The sequence below is a fragment of the Bacillus sp. FSL W8-1143 genome (genome assembly GCF_037965155.1).
In the GTDB taxonomy this organism is placed as follows: Bacteria; Bacillota; Bacilli; order Bacillales; family Bacillaceae; genus Bacillus; species Bacillus pumilus.
Window position 1 is genome coordinate 906862 of the sequence record NZ_CP150182.1, and the last position, 18175, is coordinate 925036.

General features: G+C 41.9%; 18 protein-coding genes, 1 pseudogene and 1 CRISPR repeat array. Of the genes and pseudogenes, 14 read left to right on the forward strand and 5 right to left on the reverse strand.

Annotated elements, in window-relative coordinates; genetic code table 11:
- Window positions 1–292: 292 nt before the first annotated feature.
- Window positions 293–587: direct repeats of the CRISPR family, unit length 32 nt; unit sequence GTCGCACTCTACATGAGTGCGTGGATTGAAAT.
- A gap of 88 nt (window positions 588–675) precedes the next feature.
- A complete protein-coding gene (locus NSQ36_RS04330) occupies window positions 676–1656 on the reverse strand; it encodes a metal-dependent hydrolase (protein WP_044139674.1) in 981 nt (326 codons plus the stop codon).
- Window positions 1657–1847: 191 nt separating this feature from the next.
- Here NSQ36_RS04330 and mutY point away from each other — a divergent pair, with 191 nt between their 5' ends.
- A complete protein-coding gene (gene mutY, locus NSQ36_RS04335) occupies window positions 1848–2948 on the forward strand; it encodes an A/G-specific adenine glycosylase (protein ID WP_310427945.1) in 1101 nt (366 codons plus the stop codon).
- Here mutY and NSQ36_RS04340 read toward each other — a convergent pair.
- Complete coding sequence (locus tag NSQ36_RS04340; protein WP_310427947.1) at window positions 2935–3159, reverse strand: hypothetical protein; 225 nt, start codon at window positions 3157–3159, stop codon at window positions 2935–2937. The two genes, mutY and NSQ36_RS04340, sit on opposite strands and share 14 nt — an antisense overlap.
- 81 nt (window positions 3160–3240) lie before the next feature.
- On the opposite strand from NSQ36_RS04340, the gene fabL reads away from it, so the two are divergent.
- The 10 genes and pseudogenes from fabL to NSQ36_RS04390 all read left to right on the forward strand — a co-directional run bounded on the left by fabL (window position 3241) and on the right by NSQ36_RS04390 (window position 12781).
- On the forward strand, window positions 3241–3993 hold the full coding sequence (fabL, locus tag NSQ36_RS04345) for an enoyl-[acyl-carrier-protein] reductase FabL (RefSeq protein ID WP_024425211.1): 753 nt from the start codon (window positions 3241–3243) through the stop codon (window positions 3991–3993).
- Between the two features lie 74 nt (window positions 3994–4067).
- Window positions 4068–4214: pseudogene (locus NSQ36_RS04350) on the forward strand (gamma-type small acid-soluble spore protein); the annotation flags it as partial.
- Between the two features lie 174 nt (window positions 4215–4388).
- Window positions 4389–4649 (forward strand): YgaB family protein, encoded by a 261-nt coding sequence (locus tag NSQ36_RS04355; protein WP_050944727.1) that lies wholly within the window; start codon window positions 4389–4391, stop codon window positions 4647–4649.
- A gap of 147 nt (window positions 4650–4796) precedes the next feature.
- Window positions 4797–5327, forward strand: coding sequence for a DUF402 domain-containing protein (locus NSQ36_RS04360; RefSeq protein WP_003217818.1), 531 nt, complete (start codon window positions 4797–4799; stop codon window positions 5325–5327).
- Between the two features lie 93 nt (window positions 5328–5420).
- On the forward strand, window positions 5421–7163 hold the full coding sequence (locus NSQ36_RS04365) for an ABC transporter ATP-binding protein (protein WP_339206884.1): 1743 nt from the start codon (window positions 5421–5423) through the stop codon (window positions 7161–7163).
- A 112-nt stretch (window positions 7164–7275) separates the two neighbouring features.
- Entirely contained in the window at window positions 7276–8298 is a 1023-nt protein-coding gene (locus NSQ36_RS04370) for an ABC transporter ATP-binding protein (protein ID WP_335365060.1), read from the forward strand.
- Complete coding sequence (locus tag NSQ36_RS04375; RefSeq protein ID WP_339206886.1) at window positions 8267–9244, forward strand: ABC transporter ATP-binding protein; 978 nt, start codon at window positions 8267–8269, stop codon at window positions 9242–9244. The genes NSQ36_RS04370 and NSQ36_RS04375 overlap by 32 nt, the downstream gene beginning before the upstream one ends.
- Window positions 9219–10805, forward strand: coding sequence for an ABC transporter substrate-binding protein (locus tag NSQ36_RS04380; protein ID WP_044139669.1), 1587 nt, complete (start codon window positions 9219–9221; stop codon window positions 10803–10805). The genes NSQ36_RS04375 and NSQ36_RS04380 overlap by 26 nt, the downstream gene beginning before the upstream one ends.
- A gap of 60 nt (window positions 10806–10865) precedes the next feature.
- The gene (locus tag NSQ36_RS04385; RefSeq protein ID WP_003217874.1) at window positions 10866–11867 is read left to right on the forward strand and encodes an ABC transporter permease; all 1002 of its coding nucleotides are present in this window, start codon (window positions 10866–10868) and stop codon (window positions 11865–11867) included.
- Between the two features lie 17 nt (window positions 11868–11884).
- The gene (locus tag NSQ36_RS04390) at window positions 11885–12781 is read left to right on the forward strand and encodes an ABC transporter permease (protein WP_061407165.1); all 897 of its coding nucleotides are present in this window, start codon (window positions 11885–11887) and stop codon (window positions 12779–12781) included.
- 34 nt (window positions 12782–12815) lie between these two features.
- Here NSQ36_RS04390 and NSQ36_RS04395 read toward each other — a convergent pair whose 3' ends face one another.
- Complete coding sequence (locus NSQ36_RS04395; RefSeq protein ID WP_050944721.1) at window positions 12816–13889, reverse strand: aromatic acid exporter family protein; 1074 nt, start codon at window positions 13887–13889, stop codon at window positions 12816–12818.
- A gap of 246 nt (window positions 13890–14135) precedes the next feature.
- Complete coding sequence (locus NSQ36_RS04400; protein ID WP_339206888.1) at window positions 14136–15431, reverse strand: glutamate-1-semialdehyde 2,1-aminomutase; 1296 nt, start codon at window positions 15429–15431, stop codon at window positions 14136–14138.
- A 128-nt stretch (window positions 15432–15559) separates the two neighbouring features.
- Here NSQ36_RS04400 and bcp point away from each other — a divergent pair, with 128 nt between their 5' ends.
- Together bcp and perR are read left to right on the forward strand one after the other, a co-directional pair.
- Window positions 15560–16027 carry a thioredoxin-dependent thiol peroxidase gene (gene bcp, locus NSQ36_RS04405; protein WP_113386881.1) on the forward strand — a complete coding sequence of 156 codons (468 nt, stop codon included), beginning with the start codon at window positions 15560–15562 and terminating at the stop codon, window positions 16025–16027.
- Between the two features lie 156 nt (window positions 16028–16183).
- Window positions 16184–16621: a peroxide-responsive transcriptional repressor PerR gene (perR, locus tag NSQ36_RS04410; RefSeq protein ID WP_003217782.1), complete on the forward strand. Its 438-nt coding sequence runs from the start codon at window positions 16184–16186 to the stop codon at window positions 16619–16621.
- A gap of 34 nt (window positions 16622–16655) precedes the next feature.
- On the opposite strand, the gene NSQ36_RS04415 is transcribed toward perR, so the two are convergent.
- On the reverse strand, window positions 16656–17003 hold the full coding sequence (locus NSQ36_RS04415; protein ID WP_003217804.1) for a YgzB family protein: 348 nt from the start codon (window positions 17001–17003) through the stop codon (window positions 16656–16658).
- Window positions 17004–17192: 189 nt separating this feature from the next.
- Between NSQ36_RS04415 and NSQ36_RS04420 the strand changes: the two genes are divergently transcribed.
- Window positions 17193–18071: a nucleotidyltransferase-like protein gene (locus NSQ36_RS04420; RefSeq protein WP_003217861.1), complete on the forward strand. Its 879-nt coding sequence runs from the start codon at window positions 17193–17195 to the stop codon at window positions 18069–18071.
- Window positions 18072–18175: the final 104 nt, after the last annotated feature.

Sequence of the window (18175 nt, forward strand, 5' to 3'; positions counted from 1 at the left end):
TGTGAAAAACATAACTCTGTTTCAGCCTTTTTTTAATGAATTCAAAGCTGTTGATGAAACAGCGAAATAAGTATGATTATCATCATTAATAGTTTTTAATTAAATAGGATTAAGAAAGATTCGGTGCGAATGTGAGGTGAACATAAAATCCCCGGGACATTCGCACCTTTTCATTCGACAAAAATGAGAAAAAATGTATATTATTTAGAGGTGAAAACAAAATTCTATATAGAAAATTGAGGGTTTTGGCTATCATTCCCTAAAAAATGTTATAATTGGGGCGGAAATCGCAGTCGCACTCTACATGAGTGCGTGGATTGAAATAAGTACTGGTGGTTTTAAAGGACCGCAGGTTAGTGTCGCACTCTACATGAGTGCGTGGATTGAAATAAAGCGGGTATTGCAACCGCTCATACGAGTAAAAGTCGCACTCTACATGAGTGCGTGGATTGAAATTGAATGATTTGGAACATACAGGTCAAGGTGGAGCGTCGCACTCTATATGAGTGCGTGGATTGAAATAAAGCGGCCACACCTCTAAAGTCGTTTAGTGTTGTCGCACTCTACATGAGTGCATAGATCACAGTTTCTGCGTTTTATACAAATTCAAGTACCTATCAGTTCAAAATCTACACAAATGAATAATCCAAGCCCTACACAACAAAAAAGACTCGCTCACACAGAGCCGAGTCTTAATTTTTTTTGCAGTTTTTCTTCACTGAAAATCCAGCCGGTATAGGAATTTTTGATTTGGTGGTCCATGTCGATATGGCAGATCGCGACAAAAGGATAGTGACCTTTGCTGCGGTAGCGCAAATCAATGAACCGCACTTCATAATGATCCTTGTATTTATCCACTTCCCACCGGTAGACAGGGGAGAAGGAGAGAAAGGCTGAAATGTTTTCATCTTGTTTGGCAATTTTCATAATTTCTGTGTCAGGGACCGGCACCCGGTTAAAGGTGTCTAAAATGACGACCTCTCCATTCATACTGCGCCCAACATGGAAAGAGGATTTACATTTCACGGCAATGCGCCATTGTCTGAACTTCATTGTAGGCGAAATAATAATGTCTTCAATTTCATCGAATTGTGCACGCAGCTGATGTTTGATCTGAAGCTGCATGATGACCCTGACGATATAATAGCAGAAAATCACGGCGTACAGCGTAATGAACGTATAGCCGGGATGCCCGCCAATCGCCCAAACGACAATGGCGACAAGGTGTGTAAAAAAGATAAACGGATCAAACGTGTTAATAATCCCAAGCGCTACCCACTTCTTTGAAAATGGACGAATGGCCTGCGTGCCGTATGCATTGAATATATCGACAAACACATGAAGCACAACAGCTAATAGTGTCCATAACCAAAGATGAAGTAAATTCGCCCCCGGCACAAATGGGAAAATCACAGCCGGAATCAGCAATGACCAGAACAGTACAGCCGGAATGGAATGTGTAAATCCCCGGTGATTTCTTATATAAACTGCATTATTTTTTAGTTTTAGCACAGTATCAATGTCTGGTGCTTGGGAGCCGGCGATGGTCGCGATCATCACGGCGTGTGCCATGTGTGGATCTGCGCTGACGGCTGGATCTAAAAGTGCAAGTCCCCCAAGAGAAATGCCCATTACTACATGAGTACCAGTGTCCAATTGATTACCTCCTAGTTGTCATGCTTAGGAACAATCATACAAAGTATACGTCTCCAATCAAGACTATGTGCAAAATCACTTTTGCTTTATCCCGATTTAATGTAACATGTTAACGTATCTACAAACAGTATACAACAAATAAGGTTCTTTTCAGAACGTTAGCCCTCGGTCCAATGAGAAGGAGTATAGATATGAAAGACATTCAAGAAAAGCTGGACCGCAAAGATATTGCGGGCTTTCAGCATGATTTAATTGATTGGTATGAAAAAGAACAACGAACATTGCCATGGCGTGAAAATCAAGATCCATACCGCGTCTGGGTATCAGAAGTGATGCTTCAGCAAACGAGAGTAGATACGGTCATTCCGTACTTCAACCGGTTTATGGAGCAATTCCCGACGGTGAAAGATCTCGCTTTAGCTGATGAAGAAAAGGTCATGAAAGCATGGGAAGGTCTTGGCTACTACTCAAGAGTGCGTAATTTACAGGCAGCTGTGAAAGAAGTATATGAATCCTACGGTGGCATTGTCCCTGATACGAAAGAGCAATTTTCAAAGCTCAAAGGTGTAGGCCCGTATACGAGCGGCGCAGTGCTGAGTATCGCCTATAACAAGCCATACCCTGCGGTAGACGGCAACGTGATGAGGGTCATTTCCCGTATCTTGTCCATATGGGATGATATTGCAAAACCAAAAACGAGAAACATTTTCGAATTTGCGGTTGATCAGCTCATTTCCCGGGAAAAGCCGTCAGAATTCAATCAAGGGCTAATGGAGCTAGGTGCGCTTATTTGTACCCCAACCTCTCCCGCATGCCTCATTTGTCCTGTAAACATGCATTGCTCGGCACTTGAGGAAGGCGTTCAGCATGAGCTGCCGGTGAAAAGTAAAAAGAAAAAGCCGACTGCGAAATCAATGGCAGCGGTGGTGTTATTTGATGATGCAGGCCACCTCTATATTCATAAGCGGCCAAGTACAGGCCTTCTTGCGAATTTATGGGAATTCCCTAACTTGGAAACCATAAAGGGAAGAAAAACGGAAAAAGAGCAGCTAATGGATTTCTTAAAAGAGGAGGCAGGTGTACAAGCAGAGCTTGGTGACTTAGAAGGCACCATTCAGCATGTATTTACCCACCTCATCTGGAATATTTCTGTTTTCTTTGGACGTGTGACCTCTGTATCTGATGACACGATGCTGAAAAAAGTGACAACAGAAGAATTTAAGGCATATGCTTTGCCAGTTTCACATCAAAAAATTTGGATGATGGCACTTGAACAGCCTAGTCGTATTTAACCGTTGTACCGTGGGTATAATCGGCTTCATTTCGGTGCAGCCCTCCGCGGTTTTCAATTTCAGAAATGATTTCTCGATACTTAGATTGCCCTTCTTCGTTTAAATAAGGTAAAATTTGTTGGAAAGCATGATGAAAGTAAGCAAGCTCAGTATCTTTCCATTGATTCTTGGACATCATGCCAAGCTGGCTTAAATCGCGTCCGACATACATGAATGTAACCTCCTAATAGGAACTTTCCTATTAGTGTGAAGCGAATGAACGAAAACTATTCAAATCAGGAGATGAACCATAATGAGTCAACGTAAATGTGCATTAATTACAGGCAGTAGTAGAGGTGTAGGGAAAGAAGTAGCCCTTCGCCTAGCTGAAAAAGGATATGACATTGTCATTAACTATGCGAGAAGCAAAAAAGCCGCACTTGAAACAGCGGAAGAAATTGAAGCGATGGGTGTGAAAACATTGGTTGTCAAAGCCAATGTAGGTCAGCCAGAGAAAATCAAAGACATGTTTCAACAAATTGACGAAACCTTTGGCCGTTTAGATGTATTTGTAAACAATGCGGCATCAGGTGTTCAGCGGCCAATCATGGACCTTGAAGAAAATCATTGGGACTGGACGATGAATATCAATGCAAAAGCGTTACTATTTTGCGGACAAGAAGCGGCGAAATTAATGGAGAAAAACGGCGGCGGACATATCGTCAGCATTAGCTCACTAGGCTCCATCCGCTACCTTGAAAATTACACAGTAGTTGGCGTATCAAAAGCAGCATTAGAAGCGTTGACGCGTTATCTATCTGTTGAGCTGTCACAAAAAAATATTGTCGTGAATGCCGTATCTGGCGGCGCGATCGATACAGATGCACTTAAGCACTTCCCGAACCGAGAAGAGCTTTTAGAAGACGCCAAGAAAAATACACCAGCTGGCCGAATGGTGGAAATTAAAGACATGGTCGACAGCGTCGAATTCCTTGTATCAGGCAAAGCAGACATGATTAGAGGACAAACCATCATTGTAGATGGCGGACGTTCTTTGCTTGTTTAAAAAATCATGAATAGGAAGTACACCTTCTGCACAAATTAATGTGCGTGGAGGTGATAATGATGGATAAACAACAAAACAAAACAAACGCACAACAAGTGAAAAAACAAAACCAAGCTACTGCTCAAGGTCAATATGGTACTGAATTTGCTAGCGAGACTGACGCACAGCAAGTAAAAAAATACAACCAAAAAGCTGAGCAAAACAAACAACAAAACAGCTAATCACTGAAACAGAGGGAAGCACTTCATCTACGAATGAAGTGCTTTTCTTTTTGCCTCTCCCCACCATCCGACAAAACCTGTAAAGCCTCTACATAAACAGTCAAAGGATTTCTGCAATCTTTCAAGAAATGGTATACAGACAAAAAGTGGATGAAAATAAAAGGGAGGAGTTAGATGTCTGATTTCGATCAGCTTGTAAAAGAACAAATGCAGCTCATGGATCAACTGCTCAATGTACAGGGAGAACTCGATCTATGCTTAGAAACAGAAAAACAATTGCTGCAAGATGAAAAACAAGAAGAGTGGACTAGGCTTCATGATCAAATCAAACAGAAACGTAAGGAACTGCAAAAAATCCAAACCTTGTTTACAAAACAGACAGAAGAGGTCATCAATTCATATAAGCAGATGGAAAAGAGTTCAACCGTGATGTAAGACAGTGTGCCGTTCAATTGGGTTGAATGGCTTTTTCATTTCATTTTTTAATGATGTAACGGTATAATATGATAGAGACATGTTTAGTTGGGAAATTAGGTCTTTGGACTGTTATGTTTTTTTGTTATAGAAAGTAGGGGAGAAAATATGGGCTATCCCAAGGAAGGAGAAAGCATCCAAATTCAAAGCTATAAACACAATGGCTTGATCCACAGGATTTGGAATGAAACCACCATTCTGAAAGCAACGGAATTGTGTATCATTGGTGCAAACGACCGGACAATGGTGACTGAATCCGACGGCCGTACTTGGATGACGAGAGAACCGGCTATTTGCTATTTCCATGCAAAACAATGGTTTAATGTGATTGGGATGCTTAGAGATGATGGGGTATATTATTACTGCAACATCAGCTCTCCTTTTGCAACAGATGAAGAAGCAATTAAGTATATTGATTACGACTTAGATGTCAAAGTCTTTCCAGACATGACGTATAATATTTTGGATGAGGATGAATATGCAGATCATAAGAGGCAGATGAATTATCCAAAGGAAATCGATAGTATCTTAAGAGAGCATCTGAATACATTATTGCATTGGATTCACCAGCGGAAAGGTCCGTTTGCTCCTGAATTTGTGGATATGTGGTATGAACGTTTTTTACATTATACAAAATAAGCAAGAGCAGCAAAAACCTGTTTAGCTTTTAGGCTAACAGGTTTTTGACTGCGTACGGATAAGAGGCACTGATAGATTGGGAAGGAGATTTACATGGGGGTCATTAAACGTTACATGGCTTTTGTAACACCGTATAAGAAACAGATTGCATTGACAATGGTCATCGGGATGATCAAGTTCTCGATTCCTTTAACATTGCCTCTGCTTTTAAAGTATGTCATTGATGATGTCATTCAAGGCTCGGGGTCGGCTGAAGAAAAGACATCATCTCTACTGATCATTATGGGAATCATGCTCGTCTTATTTTTAGTGATGAGACCGCCTGTTGAATACTATAGACAATACTATGCGCAGTGGACAGGCAGTAAAGTATTATTTGATATTCGGGAAAAGCTGTTTTCGCATATTCAAAAGCTCAGCCTTCGTTATTATGCCAACACGAGAACAGGAGAAATCATTTCTAGAGTCATCAACGATGTGGAGCAGACAAAAGAGTTTGTCATCACAGGTCTTATGAATATTTGGCTTGATTTGATGACTGTGCTCATCGTGATCGCCATTATGTGTACACTGGACATCAAGCTCACCATCGTGTCTGTCATTATTTTTCCATTATATGCGTCTGCAGTGAAGTTTTTTTACGGCAGGCTGCGTAAGCTGACAAAAGAGCGGTCACAGGCACTGGCTGAAGTGCAAGGGCATCTTCATGAGCGGGTACAAGGAATGCCAGTCATTCGGAGCTTTGCCATTGAAGAATATGAACAAGAGAATTTTCATGATGAAAACAAAAATTTCTTAAACAAAGCGATCAATCACACGAATTGGAACGCTAAAACATTTGCCGTCGTCAATACCATTACTGATATTGCACCGCTATTGATCATTGCATTTGCTGGCTACACCGTCATTAATGGATCACTTTCGATCGGGACCATGATTGCCTTTGTCGGTTATATTGACCGGATGTACAACCCGATTCGCCGCCTCATAAACTCATCCACGACTTTAACTCAGTCAGTAGCGTCAATGGATCGTATCTTTGAATTTATTGATGAGCCATACGAGGTAACAGATCGGCCGAATGCGAAAGAAGCCGATCATTTAAAAGGAGAGGTCGAATTTAAAAATGTATCGTTTCGTTATGAACACACGCAGGAAGAGATTCTCCGCAATATCTCCTTGAAAGTAGAAAAAGGACAAACGGTTGCGCTTGTAGGAATGAGCGGTGGAGGGAAGTCGACTCTCGTCAGCTTAATTCCAAGGTTTTATGATGTGACAAACGGGTCACTTGAAATTGACGGCATTGATATAAAAGAGTACAGAGCAAGAAGCCTTCGAAATCAAGTCGGAATGGTGCTGCAGGATACATTCTTATTCAGTGACACGATTAAAGAAAATATTGCGGTTGGAGACCCAGAAGCCTCTTTTGAAAAAATCGTTTCGGCTGCAAAAGCGGCAAATGCCCATGATTTTATCATGTCTCTTCCTGAAGGATATGACACGAAGGTAGGAGAACGGGGCGTGAAGCTGTCAGGTGGTCAAAAACAACGGATTTCCATTGCAAGGGTCTTTCTAAAAAATCCACCGCTGTTGATTTTAGATGAAGCAACGTCTGCACTAGATTTAGAAAGTGAACATTACATTCAGGAAGCGATGCAAAAGCTAGCAAAGGACCGCACAACCTTTATTGTCGCGCACCGCTTATCAACAATTACACATGCTGACCTCATTGTCGTCATGGAACAAGGTGAGATTGTGGAAAAAGGAACACACGAAGAATTAATGAACAGAGACAGCCACTATCGCCATCTTTTTACCATTCAAACATTAAATTAGTAGAAGCCTATCCGATTCTAGCGGATAGGCTTTTTTATGCTTGTCAAAAACATGACATATTTCCCAGCTTGTCTCAATACAATTTTAAAAAGTATGACGGGGTGGTGAATATGTGAAAGAACAAGACGTGCTGCTAGATGTCAAACAGCTGTCCATTGCATTTCAGCAAAAAAAGCAAAAAGTACCCATCGTCCATCACATATCGTTCTCGATTCAAAAAGGAGAAACCTTAGGAATTGTTGGCGAATCTGGCTGCGGGAAAAGTATCACATCTATGTCATTAATGGGACTGAATCAGCAAACAGATACAACGGGAGAGATCCAATTCGAAGGGCAAAACCTGCTGTCGCTTTCAGAAAAACAGTGGCGAGAAATAAGAGGAAATGATATTTCGATGATTTTCCAAGAACCAATGACCTCTCTGAACCCATTAATGACCATCGGCAAACAAATGACGGAAGCCCTTTTCACACATCAAGCAATCGGTCAAAAAGAAGCAAAAGCGAAGGCGGTTGATCTGCTTCAGACAGTTGGATTGAAGCAAGCCGAATCGTTGCTTAAAAAATACCCGCATGAATTATCAGGTGGCATGCGCCAGCGTGTGATGATTGCGATGGCGATGCTTTGTCACCCAAAGCTCATGATCGCAGATGAACCAACAACTGCACTTGATGTGACCATCCAAGCGCAAATCCTTCGCCTGCTCAAAAAGCTGAATGAAGAGATGGACACCGCGATCTTATTTATTACCCATGATCTAGGTGTCGTGCGGCAAATATGCCAGCGAGTCATGATTATGTATGCCGGTCGAATCGTAGAAGAAGGAACCGTTGACCGTATTTTTCAAAAACCTCTGCATCCCTACACAAAAGGTCTTTTCGCCTCAGTTCCATCGTTTAAAGAGAAAAAAGAAAAGCTCATCTCCATTGCAGGTCATGTACCGAAGCCTGGGACCATTCGATCAGGCTGTCAATTTGCCGCGCGCTGCTCCTATCAAATGGCGCAATGTCTTGAAGAAGATCCAGTTTTACAATCCATTGAACAGGATCACCGCGTGGCATGCTTTCTAATGGAAGGAGGAGAAGACACTGAGTCACCCACTCTTGCAAGTGAATCAGCTGACAAAACGGTATGACACAGCCGCTTTTTTTTCTAAACACAAACATTCGACTCTGGCTTTAAATCAAGTGTCCTTTCACGTGAAGGAGGGGGAAACGCTTGGCATTGTTGGTGAATCGGGCTGCGGGAAATCAACACTTGGCAAAAGCTTAATGAGATTGACTGAACCGACGTCAGGCTCTATTCAACTGAAAGGGCAAGAGGTCACTCTTTTGAAAGAAAGAGAGATGCGTTCTTTAAGAAAAGACATTCAAATGATTTTCCAAGATCCATACGCTTCATTAAATCCACGAATGAAAATCAAAGATATTTTAGAGGAACCGCTCATTGTCCATCGACATGGAACGAAAGCAGAAAGACGGAAGCGGGTAAAAGAGATGCTGCATATTGTCGGATTTGACCCATCCTACGGAGAACGTTATGCACACCAATTCAGCGGCGGACAAAGGCAGCGTATTGGTATCGCTAGAGCACTCATTACCCATCCAAGTCTTGTCATTGCCGATGAACCCGTTTCAGCTTTAGATGTATCCGTTCAGGCGCAAATTTTGAATTTGATGCTTGAATTGCAAAAGACACTTTCTCTAACGTATCTATTTATTTCTCACGATCTTGGTGTTGTCAGATATATGAGCGACCGAATCGCAGTCATGTATGCAGGCCGCATTGTCGAGATGGGGCCTGCCGAAGACGTATTTCACAGCCCGCTTCATCCTTATACATCGCTGCTTCTGAAATCCATTCCACATATGGATCACGTGCTAGAGACGCAAGATGTGTCGGCAGAAGAGTCTGCCATGACACCAAGCGGCGGCTGTCCTTTCTACAAAAGGTGTCCAAAAAGGTGGGAGAAATGCTTAAAAGCAGCACCTGCTTTGTATGAGAAGGAAGCGAGGCACGCGGCGGCGTGTTACTTATATCAAAAGGAGGAACACAATGAAGAAGACATGGTTGTTCAGTAGTTTCATTTTTGTGCTGGCACTTGCACTGTTTTTAGGGGGATGCTCGTCCGCTCCGTCATCAGAAGAGAAGGCAACAAAAGACACCCTCGTATTTGGCAGAGGAGGAGACTCCACTTCACTTGATCCAATCACAACAACAGAAGGCGAAACCTTCAAGGTCACAGAGAATATGTTTGAAAAGCTGCTGAATTACGGTGAGAAAGACACGACCATCCATCCAGGTCTCGCAACAGACTGGGATGTTGCAAAGGACGGAAAATCGTACACATTCTACTTAAGAGAAGGTGTGAAATTTCACGATGGCACAGACTTTAACGCAGAAGCAGTGAAATTCAACTTTGACCGCTGGATGAATGGTGATGCAGAAAAATTCCCGTACTATGGCATGTTTGGCGGTTATAAAAAAGATAAAGGCCATGTGATTAAGGACATCATCGTCAAAGGTGAGCATGAAGTTGAATTTCAGCTAAAGCGCCCGCAGGCGACATTTCTTAAAAATATTGCCATGTCACCGTTTGGCATCGCGAGTCCTGCAGCTGTTGAAAAAAGCGGCGATTCCTTTCGCGAAAATCCAGTAGGAACAGGACCATTCAAATTTAAAGAGTGGAAACAAAACGACCGTATCGTGTTAGAAAAGAACGAAGATTACTGGCAGAAGGATAAACCAAAACTGAATCAAATCATCTTCCGCTCGATCCCAGAAAACTCGGCTCGCTTAAATGCATTGAAAACAGGCGAGATCGATTTGATGGATGGCGTGAATCCGTCAGATTTAGATGGCATTAAAACGGATCAAGCACTCCAGCTCATTGAAAGACCATCAATGAATGTAGGTTATATCGGACTGACCGTCACAAGAAAGCCGCTTGATAACAAGCTCGTTCGTCAAGCGCTCAATTACGCGGTCGATAAAGAATCCATTATTAAGTCATTTTATGGAGGACTTGCCGAGCCAGCAAAAAACCCTCTTCCTCCAGCTTTAGAAGGTTACAATGACGACATTGATCCATATCCGTATGATCCTGAAAAAGCGAAGGAACTTTTAAAAGAAGCGGGCTTTCCTGACGGCTTTCGCATCAAGCTTTGGGCGATGCCTGTACCGCGTCCGTATATGCCAGATGGGATGAAGGTAGCAGAAGTCATTCAATCAAACTTTGAAAAGGTCGGCGTCAAAGCAGAAATTGTGACTTACGACTGGGCGACCTATTTAGATAAGGCAAGTAAAGGGGAAGCTGATGTGTTCTTATTAGGCTGGACAGGGGACAATGGCGATCCTGATAATTTCATCTACACACTTTTGGACAAAGACAGCATTGGCGGCAACAACTATACATTCTTCGAAAACGATAAAATGCATGACATCCTCATTGAAGCGCAAACAGACACAGATCAAAAGAAACGAAATGAGCTATATAAAAAAGCACAAGAAATCATTCATGATGAAGCACCTTGGATTCCATTGGTGCATTCCATCCCAATGCTTGCAGCATCTAGTGATTTAAAAGGCTACCAGCCGCATCCAACTGGTTCAGAAGCTTTGACTGACGTGTATTTCGAATAAGCAAATAAGGGAGATCTTGTATCTCCCTTATTCAAACAAAGAAAAGGCGGTGAAAGCTGTTTGTTTGCTTATTGTATGAAGCGGGCAGGAATGCTCATCCCAGTATTGATCGGAATGACATTGGTCGTGTTTTCAATTATACGGTTTATTCCAGGAAACCCAGCACAGGTCATCTTAGGACAGCGGGCAACGAAAGAAGCAGTAGAACAGTTAACCATCCAGCTCGGTTTAAATCAGCCTTGGTATGTTCAATACGGACATTACATGCTGGGCCTTTTAAAAGGGGATTTAGGGACTTCGATACGAACAGGAGCGGCTATTGCCCAGGAAATGAAGCCATACTTATTTGCGACGTTAGAATTGACCTTTTTTGCCATGGTGCTGGCGATTGTTGTGGGGGTAAATGCTGGAATCATCAGTGCTTGGTTTAAACATTCTTTCTTTGATTATGTCGCGATGTTTATTGCACTCATTGGAGTGTCCATGCCGATTTTCTGGTTAGGCTTAATGGGGCAGTGGCTGTTCTCGATTGAATTAGGTATTTTACCGACAACGGGACGTGAAAACGTCAGAAATCCAGTGGAATCAATCACCTATATTCATACGCTGGACACGCTTTTGCAAGGCCGGTTTGATCAATTCACTGACAGCATCAAGCATTTGATCTTACCAAGTACAGCACTCGCCACAATCCCTGCTGCGATTATTGCGAGAATTACAAGGGCAAGTATGCTGGAAGTACTTCATTCAGACTTTATTCGAACAGCAAAAGCAAAAGGAGTACGTTCATTTTTCATCATTTATCAGCATGGTCTGAAAAATGCGCTCATTCCGATCTTGACGATTATTGGTCTTCAGACGGGCCTTTTGCTAGGCGGAGCCATTTTAACAGAGACCATTTTTGCATGGCCGGGAATCGGGCGGTATATATATGACGCCATCAGTTATCGTGATTACCCTGTCATTCAAACAGGTATTCTCGTCGTTGCGCTCATATTTGTCCTGATCAATTTCATTGTGGACATCTTGTATGCGGTCATTGATCCAAGGATTAAATATTAGGGAGGGAGAGTGATCACATGGAAGCGCAAAAAGAGCTTGAACCACCTCAACCAAAAGAAGAGCGCTCTCAATCATTGATTCTTGAATCGATGAAGCTGTTCTTTCAGCATAAGCTGGCGGTCATTGGCAGTGTGATTGTCTTTTTATTTCTCATTTTAGCGATATTTGCACCGCTCATTGCTCCTTTTGGAATCAATGAACAATCTCTCGGTGAGCGATTTAGTGCGCCATCAGCTGCGCACTGGTTTGGTACAGATGATTTCGGCAGAGATATATTTTCAAGAGTTGTGCATGGCGCGCGGATTTCCTTATGGGTTGGTTTCTTCTCGGTTCTCGGGTCTGTCATTTTAGGCACACTGCTTGGATTGATTGCAGGCTATGGCGGAAGAGTGCTAGATGCTGTGATCTCGAGAGTGTTTGATATTTTACTCGCTTTTCCTAGTATTCTACTGGCGATTGCGATCGTCTCTATCTTAGGCCCCTCCTTACAAAATGCCCTTATTGCCATTGCGATTATTAATGTCCCAACCTTTGGACGGCTCGTTCGTTCAAAAGTGCTGAGTATTAAACAAGAAGAATACGTGCTAGCAGCAAAGGCGGTTGGGATGTCACACCGCCGCATCGTACTGCGTCACATTCTGCCAAACAGTATGGTGCCGGTCATCGTACAAGCGACGCTTGCGATCGGAACAGCGATTATCGAAGCAGCGGCTTTAGGCTTTTTAGGATTGGGTGCACAGGCACCAAGCCCAGAGTGGGGGAAAATGCTTGCCGATGCAAGACCTTATCTCGTTCAAGCCCCTTGGACATTAATTTTCCCAGGTGTAGCGATCATGCTGACAGTTTTGGGCTTTAACCTGATGGGAGATGGGTTAAGAGACACACTGGATCCTAAAATGAAGAAAATAAAATAAGACCGATTCTTGGAATCGGTCTGGTCTTTTCTATTTATGCTTCTTTTTCATCTGTCTCAATTTCACTGTCTTTTGGGTGATACGTCTGGAAGCTTGTAATCAATGTATCTAAATGCTCTAGTTCATCACGGTATTCGATGATGCTGGACATGACATTCAGCATATTGTAATCGAGCAAGTCGTTTTCTTGGTTTTGCTGATGCTGGATAAATGATTTCGTTAACGTTTCAAGGCGAAGAGAGCATTCATTTTGAAATTCATCGTCCTGCGGCTTCATTTTACCGACGAATTTCATCAAGGTGCGCTCATGCCAATACAGTAAGTAATCAATTTCATCTGTTAAGCTTTCCTTGAAATGCTCTGGCATCAAATGAATTTCATTTTCTAATTTATGAAGCTTTTTCAGCAAGTACAGGGCACGATTCGATGTCATAATGGCCTGTCTGAACAAAACGAGCTTTCTTGATTTTACATAGGTTGTTTTCTTTAAATAGCTTCGTTCCTCTTTGTATAACAAGTAAATGTGATCTAATTTGATCATGCGTTCTTTTATTTGATCGATGTCATCCTTTAAAATGGAATGATCAGTAGACTGTCTGGAGCTCAGACGGATCCATTTTAAAATCTCCTCCGTATTTTCCATAATGTGATGAACAAGCTTTGTTTCATACTTTGGCGGCAGGAAGATTAAATTCACTAAAAATGAAGAAAGAACTCCTAACACCACAGTAGCTGTTCGAATTAAGGCAAAGGAAAGGAAATGATCCCCTGCACTTTCTAAAATCGCAATGACGGTTACAAGTGCAATTGGAATCGTGTGTTCAATCTTCAGCTTTAAATTAATGGCGATGACCATGACGGCGGTTAAACCGATAATGACTGGTCCAGTGCCAAAAAGCAGACCGAACGTAATGGCAAGTGCTGCTCCAATAATATTGGCTTGCACTTGATCAACAATCGTTAAAAAAGATCGATAAATAGATGGCTGGATAGCAAATACAGCTGCAATTCCCGCGAAGACGGGCGTTGGCAACCCAAGCCATGTTGCCAGGTAAAGCGCGAGTACAATGGCAATACCTGTTTTTAAAATACGGGCTCCAAGTTTCATTGGTTTTGTCCCTGCATTCCTTTCTTTTAGATAATAGATGATCACTCGTCATTTATTATAAATATTTTGATGAACAACTAAGTAATATACAGCGGTCTTCCGAAATATTCAAGTGATTTTTGAAAGTTCATGAAAACATCAAAAGAAGGTATTGAGAAGAAATGTAACAGATTCACACGCTTTTGACAAACAAGAGCTGATAAATAAAAAAACAGGCGCATTTTTTTACGCCTGTTTTTGACCCTATTATGATTGTTTCAACTGTTCAAACGCATGATCTACTGCTTGCAGCGTCTCAGAAATATCTTTTTCAGTATGTGCAATCGTTAAGAACCAAGCTTCATATTTAGAAGGAGCGAGGTTAATCCCTTGCGAAAGCATTAATTTAAAGAAGCGAGCGAACATTTCGCCATCCGTATTTTCAGCCTGTTCATAGTTCACAATGGTTTCTTTTGTGAAATAGACAGTGAGAGCACCTTTTAAGCGGTTCACTGTAATATCTACTTGATGTTTTTTTGCATGGGCTAAAATGCCTTCTTCTAGCATAGCGCCAAGCTGATCAAGACGCTCGTAAACACCATCTTGTTTTAACAATTCCAAGCAGGCAATACCAGAAAGAATGGATGCAGGATTTCCTGCCATCGTGCCAGCTTGATAGGCTGGTCCAAGAGGAGCGACTTGCTCCATAATTTCTTTTTTACCGCCATAAGCACCGATTGGAAGTCCGCCGCCAATGATTTTTCCTAATGCAGTGAGGTCAGGTTTTACTTGAAGTAAGTCCTGTGCGCCTCCGTACATAAAGCGGAAAGCTGTAATCACTTCATCATAGATCACAAGTGCGCCCTTTTCATGAGTGAGGTCATTGACCTGCTGCAGGAAACCGTCCATAGGCTCCACGATGCCGAAGTTCCCGACAATCGGTTCGACAAGGACAGCTGCGACTTCATCGCCCCATCGATTCAATGCTTCTTTGTAGCTGTCAAGATCATTAAATGGAACGGTAATCACTTCATTGGCGATGCTCTTTGGAACGCCTGCTGAATCAGGGGTTCCTAAAGTGGATGGACCAGAGCCAGCTGCCACAAGTACAAGATCAGAGTGACCGTGATAGCATCCGGCAAACTTAATGATCTTTGTTCTGCCTGTATATGCACGTGCGACACGAATCGTTGTCATCACCGCTTCAGTACCTGAATTGACAAAGCGAACCTTGTCTAAAGCAGGCATGGCTTCCTTCAGCATTTTAGCAAAAGTGACTTCATGCTTCGTTGGCGTTCCGTAAAGGACACCTGATTCAGCCGCTTTTGTAATCGCTTTTGTAATATGAGGGTGGGCATGTCCTGTAATAATTGGGCCGTATGCTGCTAGATAATCGATATAGCGATTTCCGTCAACATCCCAAAAATAAGCGCCTTCTCCTTTTTCCATAGCCACGGGTGAACCGCCGCCTACTGCCTTATATGAACGAGACGGGCTGTTGACACCTCCAACAATATGCTCCAGCGCCTCTTGATGTAATTTTTCTGATTCTGTGAATTTCATAAATAGCCTCCTATCTCAACGTATCACGTCGTCTATCATTATTTTAACATGCCGATGCAAGCGTCCTTAGTTGAATATCCTTTCAAAATTGGATAGGCTATTAAAAAATAGGTTGGAGGGATTGTGTCATGACAATCGAAGTAGGCCAGCAAGTACCTGAAATCGAATTAACCGGTGACAACGGGGAGAAAGTAAAGCTTTCTGACTTTAAAGGAAAACATATTGTCCTTTATTTCTATCCAAAAGATATGACACCCGGCTGTACAACAGAAGCATGTGATTTCCGCGATCGCCATCAAAGCTTTGCAGAATTAGATGCTGTCATTATCGGCGTAAGCCCAGACAGTCAGGATAAACATCAGAAGTTTAAAGAAAAACATGATTTACCGTTCTTACTTCTTGTAGACGATGAACAGAAATTGTCCGAAGCCTTTGGAGTATGGAAGCTGAAAAAGAACTTTGGCAAAGAATACATGGGCATCGAACGTTCAACGTTTCTTATTAATAAAGAAGGAATGCTTGTGAAAGAGTGGAGAAAAGTTAAGGTGAAAGACCACGTAGAAGAAGCGCTTGAGGAACTAAAATCTCACGCTTAATATCATCACAGGATAGGACCGGCAGACATGCCGGTCTTTTTGTGAAGAAGAATAGGTAAAAAAGAGGATTGTAATTGACAAAGATTCGGCTCTGGGGGTACACTATTTATAAAGATTACAATATAAGAATATTTTTGAAGAGAGGTGCATGATGAAATGGCTGCTCACGAACTAAAAGACGCTTTAGATGCTTTAAAAGAAACCGGTGTTCGAATTACTCCGCAGCGCCATGCCATCTTGGAGTTTCTCGTAAATTCTATGACTCACCCAACCGCGGACGATATATATAAAGCACTTGAAGGGAAATTTCCAAATATGAGTGTCGCAACGGTTTACAACAATTTACGAGTCTTCCGGGAATCTGGATTAGTAAAGGAATTAACGTACGGTGATTCCTCAAGCCGATTTGATTTTGCGACATCTGACCATTACCATGCGATTTGTGAAAACTGCGGAAAAATAGTGGACTTTCATTATCCTGGCCTTGATGAAGTTGAACAGCTTGCATCCCATGTGACGGGCTTTACAGTCAGTCATCATCGCTTGGAGATCTATGGGACTTGTCAAGAATGTGCGAAAAAAGAAAATCATTAATGAAAAAGCTGACCGGTTAAATGGTCAGCTTTTTTTATGACTTTTTTCGATTGTAGGATTCATCAAACTCTTTGCCTTCTAATGCTGGATCGAGTGTAAGCGGCTCTCTGCAATGCATGCACATGTCCACCCGCCCAAGCACTTTTGTTTCCTTCTCACAGCCTGGACATACGACACGGACTGCCTTCGTAGAAAGCATACCGATCCAAAAGTAAACCACTGTACTCAATCCGATCGATAAGACGCCGAGCAGCATAAAGAAAGTCGACAGCCAAATCGATTCCTTGAAGAACACACCGATATACATGATCAGAAAGCCAACAAAAACCAAACTAAGTGCAAATGTTCTGATTTTATTAATCTTACTGGAGTATTTCGCCATCCCTAGCCCCCCTTGTCTCCAATATAGCACATTTTACCTTTCTGTTTGAATTAGTTATAGAGTTTTGTGAATAAATTGCTTATAATGATTCAATGATCTTTTTTCTTGAATTGAAGGAATTTTGATTCTATGAGGAGAAATACATAGCATTAGAGAAGAACTTTACACCCGAGTATTGGAGGAATCACTATGGAAAATCTTCTCCGTCCTATTTATCAAGAGAGAGCAAGTCACCCAGACACATTGGCTGTGATTATAGTAGAAAGAAGACACAAGGTATCTTCTGAGACGGATAACTTTGATGCAGCACTTCTAGTCATTGTAAAAGAAGCGGAAGAGCCGTTATTTATCAAGCACTATGAATCCGATCACCAAACAGCTTCTTTAAATGTTGTCACAGATGAGCAGTTGAAGGAATGGATCACCCTTGGCACAAACCGCCGAATCATTGATTGGATTTTGAATGGGAAAGTCCTATTTGATCGAAATGAATATATTTTCAACTTAATTGATGACCTGAGTACATTCCCATTTTCAAACCGCAAACTTAAAATCGGTTTAGAATACGGCAAGCTTATTCGCAGATATATAGAAGGAAAAGCATTTTTTGAGTCAAATCAATTCCTTGATGCATATAATTCAATTGTGCATGCTCTGCATCATTTGGCACGTATTGAAGTGATCGATAAAGGTTTCCACCCAGAAGTGACAGTTTGGAATCAGGTGCGTCATATGGAACCGGAAGTATATAAACTTTATTCAGAACTCATTGAAAGCCACGAAAGCCTTCATAAACGTTTGGAACTTTTATTTTTAGCAAATGACTTTTTGATCCATTCAAAAGCAGAAATTGGCGCCGCTCATTTGCGTCATGTCATGGAACAGCAAGATATATGGCTTTTTGGAGAGCTTCTCGCGCATCCTGACCTCAAGTATTTCACGCCTGACCTTAGCGTCATGATTGATTTCTTTGTGGAAAAAGGAATTGTTCAGGTGGAGCCGATTGAGACAAAGGGGCAAAAAATCTATCATCGAGGATATTTTGTGAAAAAAGATATTGACGCCTGAATATTATGATGGTATATTATTATACGTCGCTAACGAGCAAACAAGTTGCTTTTGGAAGAAAAGCTGACAAAAAGAAATTCTAAAAAACACTTGACGCACACGGC

Coding starts and splice junctions, on each gene's coding strand:
- fabL (WP_024425211.1), top strand. CDS start 3,241: ATGAGTCAACGTAAATGTGCATTAATTACAGGCAGTAGTAGAGGTGTA.
- mutY (WP_310427945.1), top strand. CDS start 1,848: ATGAAAGACATTCAAGAAAAGCTGGACCGCAAAGATATTGCGGGCTTT.
- NSQ36_RS04340 (WP_310427947.1), bottom strand. CDS start 3,159: ATGTATGTCGGACGCGATTTAAGCCAGCTTGGCATGATGTCCAAGAAT.
- NSQ36_RS04415 (WP_003217804.1), bottom strand. CDS start 17,003: ATGGCGAAATACTCCAGTAAGATTAATAAAATCAGAACATTTGCACTT.
- perR (WP_003217782.1), top strand. CDS start 16,184: ATGGCTGCTCACGAACTAAAAGACGCTTTAGATGCTTTAAAAGAAACC.
- NSQ36_RS04420 (WP_003217861.1), top strand. CDS start 17,193: ATGGAAAATCTTCTCCGTCCTATTTATCAAGAGAGAGCAAGTCACCCA.
- NSQ36_RS04390 (WP_061407165.1), top strand. CDS start 11,885: ATGGAAGCGCAAAAAGAGCTTGAACCACCTCAACCAAAAGAAGAGCGC.
- NSQ36_RS04355 (WP_050944727.1), top strand. CDS start 4,389: ATGTCTGATTTCGATCAGCTTGTAAAAGAACAAATGCAGCTCATGGAT.
- NSQ36_RS04365 (WP_339206884.1), top strand. CDS start 5,421: ATGGGGGTCATTAAACGTTACATGGCTTTTGTAACACCGTATAAGAAA.
- NSQ36_RS04360 (WP_003217818.1), top strand. CDS start 4,797: ATGGGCTATCCCAAGGAAGGAGAAAGCATCCAAATTCAAAGCTATAAA.
- NSQ36_RS04400 (WP_339206888.1), bottom strand. CDS start 15,431: ATGAAATTCACAGAATCAGAAAAATTACATCAAGAGGCGCTGGAGCAT.
- NSQ36_RS04380 (WP_044139669.1), top strand. CDS start 9,219: ATGAAGAAGACATGGTTGTTCAGTAGTTTCATTTTTGTGCTGGCACTT.
- NSQ36_RS04395 (WP_050944721.1), bottom strand. CDS start 13,889: ATGAAACTTGGAGCCCGTATTTTAAAAACAGGTATTGCCATTGTACTC.
- bcp (WP_113386881.1), top strand. CDS start 15,560: ATGACAATCGAAGTAGGCCAGCAAGTACCTGAAATCGAATTAACCGGT.